This is a genomic window from Stenotrophomonas oahuensis, assembly GCF_031834595.1.
Taxonomy (GTDB): Bacteria; Pseudomonadota; Gammaproteobacteria; order Xanthomonadales; family Xanthomonadaceae; genus Stenotrophomonas; species Stenotrophomonas oahuensis.
This window is the reverse complement of record NZ_CP115541.1, coordinates 3,471,797-3,486,546: the sequence shown is the minus strand read 5'-3', so window position 1 is coordinate 3,486,546 and position 14,750 is coordinate 3,471,797. Positions and strand designations below refer to the sequence as shown.

The 14,750-nt window shown below is 64.9% G+C and carries 15 protein-coding genes; 7 read left to right on the top strand and 8 right to left on the bottom strand.

Going from position 1 to position 14,750, the window contains the following annotated elements; genetic code table 11:
- Positions 1 to 11 precede the first annotated feature (11 nt).
- Positions 12 to 1,220 carry an acetyl-CoA C-acyltransferase gene (locus PDM29_RS15585; RefSeq protein WP_282297742.1) on the top strand — a complete coding sequence of 403 codons (1,209 nt, stop codon included), beginning with the start codon at positions 12 to 14 and terminating at the stop codon, positions 1,218 to 1,220.
- 136 nt (positions 1,221 to 1,356) lie between these two features.
- Here PDM29_RS15585 and galU read toward each other — a convergent pair whose 3' ends face one another.
- The 8 genes from galU to cmk all read right to left on the bottom strand — a co-directional run bounded on the left by galU (position 1,357) and on the right by cmk (position 9,666).
- The gene (galU, locus tag PDM29_RS15580) at positions 1,357 to 2,247 is read right to left on the bottom strand and encodes a UTP--glucose-1-phosphate uridylyltransferase GalU (protein WP_311190977.1); all 891 of its coding nucleotides are present in this window, start codon (positions 2,245 to 2,247) and stop codon (positions 1,357 to 1,359) included.
- Entirely contained in the window at positions 2,244 to 4,151 is a 1,908-nt protein-coding gene (locus PDM29_RS15575) for a polysaccharide biosynthesis protein (RefSeq protein ID WP_311190976.1), read from the bottom strand. The genes galU and PDM29_RS15575 overlap by 4 nt, the downstream gene beginning before the upstream one ends.
- Positions 4,152 to 4,168: 17 nt before the next feature.
- Positions 4,169 to 5,143: an MraY family glycosyltransferase gene (locus PDM29_RS15570; protein ID WP_311190975.1), complete on the bottom strand. Its 975-nt coding sequence runs from the start codon at positions 5,141 to 5,143 to the stop codon at positions 4,169 to 4,171.
- 3 nt (positions 5,144 to 5,146) lie between these two features.
- Positions 5,147 to 6,325, bottom strand: a complete 1,179-nt coding sequence (gene lapB / locus PDM29_RS15565) for a lipopolysaccharide assembly protein LapB (RefSeq protein ID WP_311190974.1) — start codon at positions 6,323 to 6,325, stop codon at positions 5,147 to 5,149.
- 6 nt (positions 6,326 to 6,331) lie between these two features.
- Positions 6,332 to 6,622 (bottom strand): LapA family protein, encoded by a 291-nt coding sequence (locus PDM29_RS15560; RefSeq protein WP_311190973.1) that lies wholly within the window; start codon positions 6,620 to 6,622, stop codon positions 6,332 to 6,334.
- Between the two features lie 84 nt (positions 6,623 to 6,706).
- Positions 6,707 to 7,012: an integration host factor subunit beta gene (locus PDM29_RS15555; protein ID WP_125360534.1), complete on the bottom strand. Its 306-nt coding sequence runs from the start codon at positions 7,010 to 7,012 to the stop codon at positions 6,707 to 6,709.
- Positions 7,013 to 7,101: 89 nt separating this feature from the next.
- Positions 7,102 to 8,787, bottom strand: coding sequence for a 30S ribosomal protein S1 (rpsA, locus tag PDM29_RS15550; RefSeq protein ID WP_311190972.1), 1,686 nt, complete (start codon positions 8,785 to 8,787; stop codon positions 7,102 to 7,104).
- A 198-nt stretch (positions 8,788 to 8,985) separates the two neighbouring features.
- Positions 8,986 to 9,666 carry a (d)CMP kinase gene (cmk, locus tag PDM29_RS15545; protein WP_125360536.1) on the bottom strand — a complete coding sequence of 227 codons (681 nt, stop codon included), beginning with the start codon at positions 9,664 to 9,666 and terminating at the stop codon, positions 8,986 to 8,988.
- Positions 9,667 to 9,859: 193 nt separating this feature from the next.
- Between cmk and ykgO the strand changes: the two genes are divergently transcribed.
- From ykgO to PDM29_RS15515, 6 genes are all read left to right on the top strand, one after another.
- Positions 9,860 to 9,985, top strand: coding sequence for a type B 50S ribosomal protein L36 (gene ykgO / locus PDM29_RS15540; RefSeq protein WP_005409283.1), 126 nt, complete (start codon positions 9,860 to 9,862; stop codon positions 9,983 to 9,985).
- A gap of 121 nt (positions 9,986 to 10,106) precedes the next feature.
- Positions 10,107 to 10,433, top strand: a complete 327-nt coding sequence (locus tag PDM29_RS15535) for a hypothetical protein (protein ID WP_311190971.1) — start codon at positions 10,107 to 10,109, stop codon at positions 10,431 to 10,433.
- A 44-nt stretch (positions 10,434 to 10,477) separates the two neighbouring features.
- Positions 10,478 to 11,515, top strand: coding sequence for an agmatine deiminase family protein (locus tag PDM29_RS15530; protein WP_311190970.1), 1,038 nt, complete (start codon positions 10,478 to 10,480; stop codon positions 11,513 to 11,515).
- A 559-nt stretch (positions 11,516 to 12,074) separates the two neighbouring features.
- Entirely contained in the window at positions 12,075 to 12,962 is an 888-nt protein-coding gene (locus tag PDM29_RS15525) for a carbon-nitrogen hydrolase (RefSeq protein WP_311190969.1), read from the top strand.
- A gap of 20 nt (positions 12,963 to 12,982) precedes the next feature.
- The gene (locus tag PDM29_RS15520; protein ID WP_311190968.1) at positions 12,983 to 13,513 is read left to right on the top strand and encodes a GNAT family N-acetyltransferase; all 531 of its coding nucleotides are present in this window, start codon (positions 12,983 to 12,985) and stop codon (positions 13,511 to 13,513) included.
- A 4-nt stretch (positions 13,514 to 13,517) separates the two neighbouring features.
- The gene (locus tag PDM29_RS15515; protein WP_311190967.1) at positions 13,518 to 14,738 is read left to right on the top strand and encodes a TraB/GumN family protein; all 1,221 of its coding nucleotides are present in this window, start codon (positions 13,518 to 13,520) and stop codon (positions 14,736 to 14,738) included.
- Positions 14,739 to 14,750 lie beyond the last annotated feature (12 nt).

Here is a 14,750-nt window from a genome sequence, read left to right as displayed (position 1 = left end):
AGATCACCGCAATGACCAAGCAGATCCAGGACGCCTACATCGTCGCCGCCACCCGCACCCCGGTCGGCAAGGCACCCAAGGGCGTATTCCGCAACACCCGTCCCGACGACATGCTCGCCCACGTGCTCAAGAGCGTGGTCGCCCAAGCCCCGGGCGTGGACGTGAACCGCATTGACGACGCCATCATTGGCTGCGCCATGCCCGAAGCCGAGCAAGGCATGAACGTGGCACGCATCGGCGTGCTGTTGGCCGGCCTGCCCAACACCATCGCCGCTCAGACGGTGAACCGCTTCTGTTCGTCGGGCCTGCAGGCTGTGGCCATGGCCGCCGACCAGATCCGTCTGGGCAACGCCGATTTGATGCTGGCCGGCGGCACCGAATCGATGTCGATGGTGCCGATGATGGGCAACAAGATCGCGATGGCTCCGAGCGTGTTCGACAACGACCACGTCGCCATCGCCTACGGCATGGGCATCACCGCCGAGAAGGTCGCCGAGGAATGGAAGGTCTCCCGCGAAGAACAGGACGCGTTCGCCCTGGCCTCGCACCAGAAGGCCATCGCCGCCATCCAGGCCGGTGAGTTCAAGGACGAGATCAGCCCGTACGACGTGCGCACCCGCACCCCGGACCTCGCCGACGGCCGCCGCATCATCACCCGCGACCGCATCGTCGACACCGACGAAGGCCCGCGCCTGGATTCGTCCGCGGAAGGCCTGGCCAAGCTGCGCCCGGTGTTCCGCAACGGCCAGTTCGGTGGCACGGTCACCGCCGGCAACTCCTCGCAGATGAGCGACGGTGCCGCCGCGGTGCTGCTGGCGTCGGAACAGGCAGTGAAGGATTACGGCCTGAAGCCGCTGGCCCGCTTCGTCAGCTTCTCGGTCGCCGGCGTGCGCCCGGAAGTGATGGGCATCGGCCCGATTGCTGCGATTCCGAAGGCGCTGAAGCAGGCTGGCCTGACCCAGGACCAGCTGGACTGGATCGAGCTCAATGAAGCGTTTGCCGCGCAGTCGCTGGCCGTGATCCGCGACTGCGGCCTGGATCCGTCGAAGATCAACCCGTTGGGCGGTGCCATCGCCCTGGGCCACCCGCTGGGTGCGACCGGCGCGATCCGTACCGCCACCCTGGTGCACGGCCTGCGCCGCCGCCAGCAGAAGTACGGCATGGTGACGATGTGCATTGGTACCGGTATGGGCGCTGCGGGCGTGTTTGAGGCGCTGTGAATCGGTAAACGGGTACCGACCAACGGTCGGTACCTACCTAAACAATACGGGCGGCCCAAGGGCCGCCCGTTTCATTTGTGCGTGGTTGCCGGCCAGCGGCCGGCACTACCGGTAGCTGCCGACCGTTGGTCGGCAGTCAGCCTTCGTCGTCAGCCAGCATCTGCGCCAGCTTCTCACGCGCCGGCTTGCCCAGCTTGTGGCTTTCCAGTGCGAACCGAATGGTCGCCTCGACCAGACCCAGGTGGGTGCCGCAGTCGAAACGGGTGCCTTCAAAACGATAGGCGTCCACTTCCTCGGTCTGCAGCAGCGTGGCAATCGCATCGGTCAGTTGGATCTCACCGCCGGCACCGGTGCCGGTCGCTTCCAGCAGCTCGAAGATTTTCGGGCTCAGCACATAGCGGCCAACCACGGCCAGGTCGCTGGGCGCGTCTTCCGGCTTGGGCTTTTCCACGATCTGCGAGATGCGCCCCTTGCGGCCATCGAAGGCTTCGGTGGCGACAATGCCGTAGCTGGCGGTGTTCTCGTGCGGAACATCTTCCACCGCAATGACGCTGGCTCCGGTGGCCTCGTTGAGGTCCGCCATCTGCTTCAGCGCGCCGTCGCCACGGTTCCAGATCAGATCGTCGGGCAGCAGCACCGCGAACGGTTCGTCACCGACCACCGCCTTGGCGCACAGCACCGCGTGGCCGAGCCCCAGCGCCTCTGCCTGGGTCACGAACACCGCACGCACGCCGTTGGGCAGCACATGCCGGACCAGCTCAAGCTGTTCGTGCTTGCCCGCGCGCTCGAGCTTCTGCTCCAGCTCGTAGGCTTTGTCGAAGTAATCGGCGACCGCGTGCTTGTAGCGGTTGGTGATGAAGATCAGGGTGTCGCACCCTGCTTCGATGGCCTCGTCGACGGCGTACTGGATCAGCGGCCGATCAATGATCGGCAGCATTTCCTTGGGAACGGTCTTGGTCGCGGGAAGAAAGCGCGTTCCCAGTCCTGCGACCGGGAACACCGCCTTGCGGATACGCTTTTGGGTCACTGCCTGTTGGCCTCTCGTGCCGGAAAGGGCACCACATTAGCCGACTCGACGTGATTTTCTTGTTGCAACGGCGAGAACTCCGGCATCGTCGCGAACAGGATGCTGTTGATCGCATCGGTGTCGTAGTTGGCGATCGCCTCGCGCAGGCGCGGCACGTTGCCCAGCACCTGGTCGCGCGCGAAGGTGCGCACCCCGGCTTCCAGAATCTTCGGATGCGCGGTTGGGCGATAGTCTTCGTCGGAATAGAACAGGGTTTCGTGCAGCTTCTCACCCGGACGCAGCCCGGTGTAGATGATGGCGATGTCCTTGTACGGCTGCTTGCCGGCCAGACGGATCATCTGCTCGGCCAGCACCCGGATCGGCACCGGCTCGCCCATGTCCAGGGTGTAGATCGCCCCGTGCGATGCCGATGCGGCGGCCTGCAGGATGAGCTGGCAGGCTTCCGGGATGGTCATGAAGTAGCGGGTGACTTCGGGGTCGGTCACGGTGACCGGACCGCCCTTCAGGATCTGCTCGCGGAACAACGGCACCACGCTGCCCGCCGACGCCAGCACGTTGCCGAAGCGCACGGTAACGAAACGGGTCTGGGTGGTCTTCTGGTCCAGGCTCTGGCAGATCATCTCGGCGTAGCGCTTGCTCGCCCCCAGTGCGTTGACCGGGTCCACCGCCTTGTCGGTGGAGATGAACACGAAATGCTCGATATGCGCTTCCACGCAGGCCCGCGCCACCGTCTCGGTGGACAGGATGTTGTTGCGCACCGCTTCGCGCAGCTGGCGCTCCAGCACCGGCACCTGCTTGTAAGCGGCGGCATGGAACACCGCGTCGACCGGCGACAGCGACAGCGCATGGCGGATCACCGCCGGATCGCCACAGTCGCCCAGCACCGCCTCGACTTCCAGCTCCGGGAAGCTGCGCTTGAGCTCGGCCTCGATGGTCAGCAGCAGCAGCTCGCTCATTTCCAGCAGCACGATCCGCCCTGCCCCGTGGCGCGCGCACTGGCGGCACAGTTCCGAGCCGATCGAACCGCCTGCGCCGGTGACCAGCACCGTGCGCCCGCCCAGCCAGCCGCGGATCAGCGACCAGTCCGGCAGGATCGGCTTGCGACCCAGCAGATCTTCAATGGCCACTTCCTTGAGCTCGCCGGGCAGTGAATGGCCCAGCAGCACGTCGTTGATCTTGGGCACGGTGCGGAACGGCACGCCGGTGCTTTCGCAGATGGCCACCACACGCTGCATGCCCGCGGCATCCAGCGACGGAATGGCGATCACCAGCAGCTTTGCGGCGGTTTCGCGGACGATCGAAGGTGCATCGTCGAGGGTGCCGAGAATCGGCAGGCCCTGCAGCTTGGCCCCCTGCAGGTGCGGCGCATCGTCCAGCAGGCCGACGGGCTCGAAGTCGCCCGAGCGGCGCAGGTCGCGGACCAGCGCCTCGGCCGCCTGGCCAGCACCGAGAATCAGCACGCGGCGGGCGCTGGCATCGGTCTGCAGCGACTGGTAGTCCTTCCACGCGCGGTACAGCAGGCGCGGCGCGCCCAGCAGGGCCGACAGCGCGAACGGATAGATCACCAGCACCGACATCGGGACGCCTGCAAAGCGCTTGTAGGCCAGCACCACCACAATGGCGAGCAGGCCAATGAAGCTGGCTTTGAAGATGTGCAGGAGGTCCGCCACGCTGGCGAAGCGCCACAGGCCACGGTAGAGACCGACGCGCCAGAACACGATGGCCTGGATCACCAGCACCAGTGAGGTGTCCACATTCCAGAGCGGCAGCGACGGGGCTTCGGCCAGCATGGAGTAGCGGCCGGCGTGCAGCAGTTGCCAGCAGGCCCAGACCATGAACAGGTCGTGGACCACAATGGCAGCGCGCGGAAGCAGACTGGTGAAACGGTCCTGCCAAGGCGTCATAAAATCAAGCAATCCTGTTAGTGGCACATTCCCTTGCGCAGGAGCAGCCAAAGACCGGTTGCGAGGGTCAACCACGCAACGGCCACGGCAGCCTCCCACCTCGGCTGCAAATTAGTGCAAGCATTAAACACTGTAATACTGAACAGACCAAAAACAAAGTACGTTCCGGTCACAAAAGTGTGGCTTTTGCTACTTTTGACCGCGCGCTGGTAGACGTGTTGGGTGTGGGGCTCCATCCAGCGTTGTCCCGAAAGCATGCGGGACAAGAGTGTGAAGCCTGCGTCCACGAGGAAGGCGGTCAGCGGCACCAGCAGCAGCAACCAGGAGATGTCGGTCGCCACGCTGCCCAGACAGACCAGTGCCGCAATCGCATAACCCAGCGCCCCGCTGCCCACATCACCCATGAAGATCCGTCCACGCGGGAAGTTGAACGGCAGGAAACCCAGGCAGGCCGCGGCGAGCACCGCACCGGCCAGGGCCAGCGGGCCCGGCAGCACGCAGGCAAAGGCGACCCCGGCCAGCACGGCCTGGGTGGTCGCGATGCCATTGATCCCATCCATGAAGTTCCAGATGTTGATCAGGGACGTGGTGAACAGCAGCGCCAGCAGCGCCTGCACCGGGTTGTGGGTCGCCTGCCAGACCAGGCCGGCGATCAGCGCGGCGGCTATCACATGGACGAGCAGGCGACGAACGGCCGGTAATGGCCGATGGTCGTCCCACCAGCCAATCCCGGCCACCAACGCCAGGCCCAGGCCGAACACCGCCAGAGTGACCCAGGCGTCCGGCCACAGCAGCGCCGCAACCGCAGCCGCCAGCAGCAGGGTCAGCACAATGGCAATGCCGCCGCCGCGCGGGGTCGCCACCACGTGGCTGCGCCGCTCGCCGGGCTGGTCCATCAGGTTGCGCCTAAGCGCGTAGTGGCGCGCACCCCAGGTGAGCGCCGCCGAGGCCACCAGCACCGCCAGCAACCCCAGCCCGGCTGTCAGGGCCATGACTCAAAGCACCGCGTAGTTCAGCAGTGGCTTGACCGTCCCCCACTCCTTGCAGCTGGGGCATTGCCAGTGGTGGGTGCGCGCGCCGAAGCCGCAACGGGTGCAGCGGTAGGCGGGGTTGCGCACCAGCAGCTGGTCGGTGATGTGCTTGAGGTCGTGCAGGGTGGCCGTGGAATCGGCCCCCTCGGCCAGGGTCAGGTCGATCAGGGCGGACTCGCCACGCACCGACGGGCGGTCCTTGAGCTGGCGACCCAGGTAGGCGCGCGCCGGGGCAACACCCTCCTGCTCTTCCATCAGCTGGGTCAAGGCCAGCACCGGGGCAATGCCGCGGTAGTGTTCGGTCATTTCCGACAGGAACGCGCGCGCGCCGCCAAGATCACCGACCTTGCGGTAGTTCTGCATCAGCGGTTGCAGCACCTCGGGCAGATACTCGGGGTCGTTGCGGGCGGCACGCTCGAAGGCGCGCACAGCGGCTTCGGCATTGCCGGAGTCGGTTTCCAGGCGACCTTCAATGATGCCGGCACGTACAGACATGGCGTCAGCCTGATAGGCACGCGCGATGGCCGCCCTCGCCTCATCGATCTTGCCCGCACCGCGGTAGCGCTCGGCCAGTTCGCACTCGAACTGCCCGATCAGCTTGCCCATCGGCTCGCCGGTGACTTCCTCGTAACGGGTGGCGTTGTCGATCGCCTTTTCCCAGTCGCGTTCAGCCTGGTAGATGCCGATCAGGTGCTTGAGCGCCTGCGGAGCGCGCTGGTCGATCTGGGCCAGCTCGGTGAACACGGTTTCGGCGCGGTCAAGCAGGCCGGACTTCATGTAGTCCTCGCCCAGCGCCAGCAGCGCCTGCACGCGCTGTGCGTCGCTCAGGTCGGTGCGGTTGACCAGCCCCTGGTGCAGGCGGATGGCGCGGTCGACTTCACCGCGGCGGCGGAACAGGTGGCCCAGCGCGACCTGGGTTTCAAAGGTTTCCTTGTCCAGTTCGGCAATGTGCAGGAACAGCTCGATGGCCTTGTCCGGCTGCTCGTTGAGCAGGTAGTTCAGACCACGGAAGTACGTGCTGGACAGGCGGCTGACCTGGTTGTCGCCGTGGCGCTGGCCACCGCGCCGGCCGATCACCCAGCCAGAGACCGCTGCCAGCGGCAGGAACAGGAAAAACCAGAACCACTCGGAGACGAATTCCATCGGCGCTCAGCGTCCGTCAAAAGAAGAAGTAGAAGGTGCAACCGGCGCGGCCGGCGAGGCCGGAACCGCTTTCTGCGCCATGCGCAGCCTGGAGTACAAAGGAATGACCATACCCACCAGCACCAACCCGGCTCCGATCAGCACGCCGGCCAGCAGGGCCACGGTGATCGCCAGCCCGGTGCTGGAGTGGATCTCGGTGAAACCGAGCTTGAGGGTCATTTCCTGAGAATTGAGGGCACCGACAATGAGCCCGGCGACCAGCACGGCCAACAGGATCAACAGACGTGCAACTTTCATGTGGCAGCTCCCATTCCGTTAGGGACCAAGAGTAGCGGACCGGCGGTCCGCTCTACCAGCCTGCGGCATGGCAGACGTACAGAGTCAGGCGGGGTCGCCTTCCAGCGGAACCACGGCGCTGACGCGCTCGCGCAGTTCCTTGCCCGGCTTGAAATGCGGGACATGCTTGCCCGGCAACGCGACCGATTCACCGGTTTTCGGGTTACGGCCCAGGCGTGGCGGACGGTAGTGCAGCGAGAAACTGCCGAACCCGCGGATCTCGATACGATCGCCGCCGGCCAACGAGCCTCCCATCATTTCCAGCAACGACTTTACCGCCAGATCGACATCGTCCGACTTCAAATGCGCCTGCCGGCGCGCCAGGATTTCGATCAGCTCGGATTTGGTCATTGCGGACTCGCTTCGAGGGATTCCAACCCTGAAACGGCCCGGACAGGTGTCCGGGCCGCTCAGGAAACTACTGCAACGGGTAAGGCCGATTACTCGGACTTGTTACCGTTCAGCTGTGCACGCAGCAGCGCGCCCAGCTGGGTGGTGCCGCTCGAAGCCGAAGAGGACTGGTATTCCTCCAGCACTTCGCGCATTTCGGCGTCGTCCTTGGCCTTGATCGACAGCTGCAGGGTACGGCCCTTGCGGTCCATGCCCACGAACTTGGCTTCCACCTTGTCGCCGACCTTCAGGAACTGGGTCGCATCGTCAACGCGCTCATTGGCAACGTCGCGAGCCGACACATAGCCTTCGATGCCGTCAGCCAGTTCGATGGTAGCGCCCTTGGCGTCCACTTCCTTGACCACGCCTTCGACCTTCGAACCCTTCGGGTTGGCAGCCATGTACTGACCGAACGGATCCTGCTCCAGCTGCTTGACGCCCAGGCTGATGCGTTCGCGTTCCGGATCGACGGCCAGGACGACGGCGTCCAGGTTGTCGCCCTTCTTGAAGTTGCGGACCACGTCTTCGCCGGTGGTGTTCCAGCTGATGTCGGACAGGTGCACCAGGCCGTCGATACCGCCGTCCAGGCCGATGAAGATGCCGAAGTCGGTGATCGACTTGATCTGGCCCGACACCTTGTCGCCCTTCTTGTGGATGGCAGCGAAGGTTTCCCACGGATTGGCGGCAACCTGCTTCATGCCCAGCGAGATGCGGCGACGCTCTTCGTCGACGTCCAGCACCATCACTTCAACTTCGTCACCGACCTGCACAACCTTGGACGGGTTGACGTTCTTGTTGGTCCAGTCCATTTCCGAGACGTGCACCAGGCCTTCCACGCCCGGCTCGATCTCGACGAACGCGCCGTAATCGGTCACGTTGGAGACCTTGCCGAACACGCGGCTGTTGGCCGGGTAACGACGGGCGATGTTGTCCCACGGATCTTCGCCCAGCTGCTTCAGGCCCAGCGAAACGCGGTTGCGCTCGCGGTCGAACTTCAGCACGCGCACGTCCAGCTCGTCGCCGACGTTCACGACTTCGGACGGATGGCGCACGCGCTTCCATGCCATGTCGGTGATGTGCAGCAGGCCGTCGATACCGCCCAGGTCCACGAACGCGCCGTAGTCGGTCAGGTTCTTGACCACACCCTTCAGGATGGCGCCTTCCTGCAGCTTGTCCATCAGCTGCTCGCGCTCTTCCGAGTGCTCGCTTTCGACGACAGCGCGGCGCGACACAACGACGTTGTTACGCTTGCGGTCCAGCTTGATGAGCTTGAATTCCAGCTCCTTGCCTTCCAGGTAGGCCGGATCGCGCACCGGGCGCACATCGACCAGGGAACCCGGCAGGAACGCGCGGACATCCTTGATGTCCACGGTGAAACCACCCTTGACCTTGCCGCTGATGCGACCGGTGATGGTTTCGTTCTTTTCCAGAGCTTCTTCCAGCTCGTCCCACACCATGGCGCGCTTGGCCTTCTCGCGCGACAGGACGGTTTCACCGAAGCCGTTTTCAATCGCGTCAAGGGCAACCTTGACCAGGTCGCCTTCGGCAACGTCGATTTCGCCAGCATCGTTACGGAACTGCTCGATCGGCACGATGCCTTCAGACTTCAGGCCAGCGTTGATCACCACGACGTCGCCGCGGACTTCCACGACGGTACCGGTGACGATGGCGCCCGGCTTCAGCTTGGCCAGATTGGCCTGGCTGGCTTCGAACAGTTCGGCAAATGATTCGGTCATTAGATTTACTCTGTTGGACACATGGGCAGGGGTTCCCTTCAAGGGTTCCGTGTACTGCCCGCCTGTTGGTCGACCCCGGAAACGCAGGTCGTGTGTTAAGTAGGAAAACCGCCACGCATCATTGCGGGACGGAGCTTGTGACGCTTTACATTGGTGCGACTACCGCCGATGCACTGGCGGCCTCCTCCATGCAACGGATCAGGCACCCGAAACCGGAAGCAGATCCAGAACCCTGGCAACGACTTCGTCGATGCCGATTCCACTGGTGTCGATGACGACGGCATCGTCTGCCGGCTTCAGGGGCGCCACGGTGCGCTGGGCATCACGGGCGTCGCGGGCCATGATCTCGCGCAGGAGGTCATCAAAGTTAACAGAAACCCCCTTGTCTTTCAACTGCTTATGCCGGCGCTCGGCGCGCTCCTCGGCACTGGCGGTCAGGAAGACCTTGAATGGGGCGTCGGGGAAGATCACCGTACCCATGTCGCGGCCGTCGGCGACCAGGCCCGGCTCGACCCTGAATGCGCGCTGGCGCTCTTTCAGCGCGGAGCGCACCTCCGGGATGGCGGCAATGGCCGAGGCCAGCGCACCGGTGGTTTCCAGGCGCAGCTCGTCGGTGGCATCCGTCTCATTGACCATGACACGCAGCGCGCCGTCGGCGGTTTCGACGAAGCGGACCTTGGTATCGAAGGTGCACCGGACCAGCGCCGAGGCATCGGAGGTGTCGATGTCGGCCCAGCTGGCGGCCACGCCCACGGCCCGGTACAGCGCCCCCGAATCCAGGTAATGCCAGCCCAGCCGACGTGCGACAATGCGGCTGACGGTGCCCTTGCCGGCCCCGGAAGGACCGTCGATGGTAAGCACGGGGGGATGCGGATTCATGGGTTTCCCTGTGTGATGGACCCCCCATTCTAGCCCCTGCCCGACCCCTGCCGAGACCTTTTTGGTGCAACCACTTGAAAGGATGGAGAAAAGGCCGGTAGAATGGCGGGCTTGAACGAGCGTCACCTGCCGATTGTCATCTGCATATCGCGGCCGCGCTCCACCTGAATCCACGTTTACGCCGAGGTATGCAATGAAAGTCCTGTCCTCTCTGAAGTCGGCCAAGGCCCGTCACCGCGACTGCAAGGTCGTCCGTCGTCGCGGCAAGATCTTCGTGATCTGCAAGTCGAACCCGCGCTTCAAGGCTCGCCAGCGCTGAGCCCTGGGCGGGTCACGGCCATCGGTCGCGGCCTACCTGAATGAAAAACCGCCTCCGGGCGGTTTTTTATTGCCATTTTTTGTTGTAATCGCAGTTCTTGACCACTGGGGAGTAGATCGAGATGAAGCGTTACCTGTCCACCCTGCCGTTGCTTGCCCTGCTGGCCTGTGCCAGCGCCCATGCCGACACCCTGCTGATCGACCGCACCAAGGAGCAGCCTGCTGCGATGGTGCCGGTGCGCGGCCAGACCGCCAGCCAGGTGCTGGCCACGTTCGGCGAGCCGAGCGAAAAGCTGGAGCCGCGTGGCGGCCAGAAGCGCCAGTGGCCGACCATCAACCGTTGGGTCTACCCGCAGTTCACCGTCTACTTTGAAAGGGCGAAGGTGATCGACGTGGTGGCCAACAAGGCCAGCGCCGAGGAAGTCGGTCCCAAGCCGCCGATCCGCTGACCCATTACTGCCCGCGCCCAGGCGCGGGCGATTACACCGAGACCATGAACGAACAGCTTCGCTTTCCTGCCGAATGGGAAACCCAGTCGGCCATCCTGATCGCCTGGCCCCACGCCGATACCGACTGGGCTGACCGCCTGGCGGACGTGGAAGAAACCTACATCGCGCTGGTGGCGGCGATCACCCGCTTCCAGCCGGTGCTGATCATCGTGGCTGACGATGACCTGGAAGCCTATGCGGACGCGCGCCTGCGCTCGAACCGCATCGACATGGAACGCGTGCGTTTCGTCACCGCGCAGTACGACGACACCTGGCTGCGCGATTCGGGCCCTATCACCCTGCGCCGCGCCGACGGCGGCTTCCGCCTGCTGGATTTCCGCTTCACCGGTTGGGGCGGCAAGTTCGAGGCCAGCCTGGACGACCAGCTGGTCGGCGTGCTGCACGGCCAGGGCCTGTTCGCCAATGCGGAGCTGCAGAGCATTCCGTTCGCGCTGGAAGGCGGCGGCATTGAAACCGACGGTGAAGGCACCCTGCTGACCACCTGGCAGTGCCTGCACGAACGCCACCCGGACCGTGATCGCGCGTCGCTCAGCGCGGACATGGCCACCTGGCTGGCGCAGGACCGGGTGCTGTGGCTGGACCACGGTTACCTGGAAGGCGACGACACCGACGCGCACATCGACACGTTGGCCCGCTTCGCCTCGCCGGACAGCATCGTTTACCAGGCCTGCGATGACAGCACCGATTCGCACCATGCCGAACTGCAGGCAATGGGCAACGAACTGGCCGCGCTGCGCACCACCGCCGGCCAGCCGTACCGCCTGTTCCCGCTGCCGTGGGCACGTCCGGTGATCGACGAAGGTCGCCGTCTGGCCGCGTCGTACGCGAACTACCTGATCCTCAACGGCGCGGTGCTGATGCCGGCCTACGGCGACGAAGCCGACAACGCCGCCCGCGACGTGCTGGCCCAGGCCTACCCGGACCGCGAGATCGTGCAGGTCCCCTGCCGCTCGCTGATCTGGCAGAACGGCAGCCTGCACTGCATCACCATGCAGCTGCCTGCGGGTGTGTTGGCCGCGTAAAGCGTGTCGGCATTCGAGCTGCTACGTAGCGCCGGGCTCTTGCCCGGCGTTCTTGGTTTTGGGCGAACAGCCTGTGGTTCATCGGTTTCCGTGTTTGGGCGTACCGGGGTGGGTTTGCGGGACACGCCGTAAACCCATCCATGGGGGCTCGTAGAAAACATCCATGTTTTCTACGGTCCCGCAAACCCACCCCGGCACGCCCCAGACAGTTGGCCGGTGGCCACCGAAGATCAAAGGCACGTGCCCATGGCATTTCCCATGGCCACCGACCATGTATCGAGGGGCCGGCGGGTGGGGGGTACGGGACCGTGAAGGCACATGGATGTGCCGCCCGAGCCTAACGGGAGATTTAAGGCGTGTCCCGTACCCCCCACCCGCCGGCCCCAGACACGTAGACCGGCAGCCGAGGGTTGTTCGCATGGATCCAAAAGCAGCCGGGCAACGCCCGGCGACACGCAGTCCGTGCAATCAAGGCTGTTAGCGCGCATTCAACCGACAACACGCGGCGCTGACCCATCCGCGATAAACTGCGTTTTTCTGCCCGCAGGACCCGCATCGGATGAGCCCACGTCACCCCCTTACCGTCGCCCTGATCCAGGAGCGCAACCATGGCGATGCCGAGGCCAACCTGGCTGTGATTGAAACGCGCGTGGCCGAGGCCGCCGCGCAGGGGGCCAAGCTGGTCCTGTTGCAGGAACTGCATAACGGCGCCTACTTCTGCCAGCACGAATCCGTGGACGAATTCGACCTGGCCGAGCCGATTCCCGGCCCCAGCACCGAACGCCTCGGCGCGCTCGCCAAGAAGCATGGCGTGGTCATTGTCGGCTCGCTGTTCGAGCGCCGCGCCGCCGGCCTGTATCACAACACCGCCGTGGTGTTCGAGAAGGACGGCACCCTGCTCGGCAAGTATCGCAAGATGCACATTCCGGATGATCCGGGCTTCTACGAGAAGTTCTACTTCACGCCCGGCGACATTGGCTTCAAGCCCATCGACACCTCGGTCGGTCGCCTTGGCGTGCTTGTCTGCTGGGACCAGTGGTATCCCGAAGCCGCGCGCCTGATGGCGCTGGCCGGGGCCGAGCTGCTTCTCTACCCCACCGCCATCGGCTGGGATCCGGACGACCAGCAGGATGAACAGAACCGCCAGCGCGATGCCTGGGTGCTCAGCCACCGGGGCCATGCCGTGGCCAACGGCGTGCCCGTGCTCAGCTGCAACCGCGTCGGCCATGAGCCCTCCCCGCTCGGTGCTTCCGGTATCCAGTTCTGGGGCAACAGCCACGTGCTCGGCCCACAGGGCGAGTTCATCGCTGAAGCCGGTGGCGATGCCACCGTACTGGTCTGCGAGGTCGATCTGCAGCGCTGCGAACACGTGCGCCGCATCTGGCCGTTCCTGCGTGACCGCCGCATCGACGCCTACGGCGACCTGCTCAAGCGCTACATCGACTGAACCCACAGGACCTCTGCCCCGTGACCGTGCACCTGCGCGACGCCCGCGACGAGGATATCGTCGCCATCACCGCCATCTATGCGGTGGAAGTCACCGACTTCGTCAACACCTACGAGTACGAAGTCCCCGACGCCACCGAGATGCTGCGGCGCATGCACGACATCGTCGGCCGGGGCTTCCCCTACATCGTCGCCATAGTCGACGGCCAGGTCGCCGGCTATGCCTACGCCAACACCTACCGCGCACGCATCGCCTACCAGTGGACCGTGGAGAACTCGGTCTATGTCGATGCCGCCTTCCAGGGGCGTGGCGTTGGCACCGCGCTGATGCAGGGCCTGATCGACGCCTGCGTCGCGCGCGGTTACCGGCAGATGGTGGCGGTGATCGGGGAACCTTCCAACACCGCCTCGATCAAACTGCACGAGCGCTTCGGCTTCCATCTGGTCGGCGTGTTCCGTGGCCTCGGTCGTAAGCACGGCCGTTGGCTGGATACCGTGCAGATGCAGCGCGCGCTCGGCGATGGTGCCGACAGCGCCCCCTCCAATGAATGACGCAATGACCGACATTACAACGCAAGACAATGGCGACAGCCTGTTCGCCGGGCAACCGGTCAAGGTCGTCGAACGCGATGGCGTGCGCTACACCCTGCTGGGCACCGCGCACGTCTCCCAGGCCAGTGTGCAGGCCGTCGAGAAAGCCATCGAAAGCGGTCGCTTCGACGCGGTGGCCGTTGAACTGGACCCGCAGCGCCTGCAGGCGCTGACCAACCCTGACGCGCTGGCCAAGCTGGACCTGATCGAGGTGATCCGAAAGGGCCGCGTGGCGCTGTTCGCCGCCAACCTCGCCTTGGCCGCCTATCAGCGCCGTCTGGCAGAACAGCTGGGCATCGAACCCGGTGCCGAACTCAAGCGCGCGGTCGGACTGGCCAATGAACGCAACCTGCCGGTGCACCTGATTGACCGCGAAGTCGGCCTGACCTTCAAGCGCGCCTCGCAGCGGCTGGGCTTCTTCGGCAAGATCAAGCTGGTGATGGGCCTGGGGGCCGGTCTGTTCGCGTCGGAAGACGTGGGCGAAGAAGAGATCGAAAAGCTCAAGCAGGGCGACATGCTAGAAGCCAGCTTCGGCGAGTTCGCCAGCGAAAGCCCCGAGCTGTACGAAACCATCATCGGCGAGCGCGACCGCTACATGGCCACGCGTCTGCGCGAAAGCCACGACCCGGCCCAGCGCGAAGTGCTGGCGGTGGTCGGTGCCGGCCATCTGGCCGGGCTGGCCAAGTATCTGGAAAGCGATACCGAGGCTCCCGGTCCGCTGCGTGAGTCGCTGGAAGCGGTGCCGCCGAAGCGCAACATTCCGTGGATCACGCTCGGCATTCTGGCCGTGGTGCTGACCGGTATCGGCGTGGGCTTCTACCGCGGCGGCCTGGGCATGGGGACGGAACTGCTGGCAGTGTGGGCGATGTACACCGGCGGCCTGGCCGGGCTGGGCTGCCTGCTGGCCGGCAGCCACCCGCTGAGCATCCTGACCGCGATCGTGGTCGCGCCGTTCAAGCCGTTCCGGTTGAGCATTCCCACCGGCGCGTTCGCCGCATTGGTAGAAACGCGGCTGCGCAAGCCGGCGTACGAGGACTTCCTGAAGCTGCGTGATGATGCGCAGACGCTGAAGGGCTGGTACCGGAACCGGGTCACCCGGGTGGTGCTGACCTTCATGTTGACCAACCTGGGCAGCATGCTGGGGTTGTGGCTGACCGGGTTCCAGGTGTGGCATAAGGTGGCGTGATGGTTCCGGTAC

Bases quoted from the DNA above. Each gene is read 5' to 3' on its own strand.
- PDM29_RS15535 (WP_311190971.1), top strand. From the start codon at position 10,107: ATGAAGCGTTACCTGTCCACCCTGCCGTTGCTTGCCCTGCTGGCCTGT.
- PDM29_RS15530 (WP_311190970.1), top strand. From the start codon at position 10,478: ATGAACGAACAGCTTCGCTTTCCTGCCGAATGGGAAACCCAGTCGGCC.
- PDM29_RS15585 (WP_282297742.1), top strand. From the start codon at position 12: ATGACCAAGCAGATCCAGGACGCCTACATCGTCGCCGCCACCCGCACC.
- lapB (WP_311190974.1), bottom strand. From the start codon at position 6,325: ATGGAATTCGTCTCCGAGTGGTTCTGGTTTTTCCTGTTCCTGCCGCTG.
- ykgO (WP_005409283.1), top strand. From the start codon at position 9,860: ATGAAAGTCCTGTCCTCTCTGAAGTCGGCCAAGGCCCGTCACCGCGAC.
- PDM29_RS15515 (WP_311190967.1), top strand. From the start codon at position 13,518: ATGACCGACATTACAACGCAAGACAATGGCGACAGCCTGTTCGCCGGG.
- PDM29_RS15570 (WP_311190975.1), bottom strand. From the start codon at position 5,143: ATGGCCCTGACAGCCGGGCTGGGGTTGCTGGCGGTGCTGGTGGCCTCG.
- PDM29_RS15560 (WP_311190973.1), bottom strand. From the start codon at position 6,622: ATGAAAGTTGCACGTCTGTTGATCCTGTTGGCCGTGCTGGTCGCCGGG.
- PDM29_RS15525 (WP_311190969.1), top strand. From the start codon at position 12,075: ATGAGCCCACGTCACCCCCTTACCGTCGCCCTGATCCAGGAGCGCAAC.
- cmk (WP_125360536.1), bottom strand. From the start codon at position 9,666: ATGAATCCGCATCCCCCCGTGCTTACCATCGACGGTCCTTCCGGGGCC.
- PDM29_RS15575 (WP_311190976.1), bottom strand. From the start codon at position 4,151: ATGACGCCTTGGCAGGACCGTTTCACCAGTCTGCTTCCGCGCGCTGCC.
- rpsA (WP_311190972.1), bottom strand. From the start codon at position 8,787: ATGACCGAATCATTTGCCGAACTGTTCGAAGCCAGCCAGGCCAATCTG.
- PDM29_RS15555 (WP_125360534.1), bottom strand. From the start codon at position 7,012: ATGACCAAATCCGAGCTGATCGAAATCCTGGCGCGCCGGCAGGCGCAT.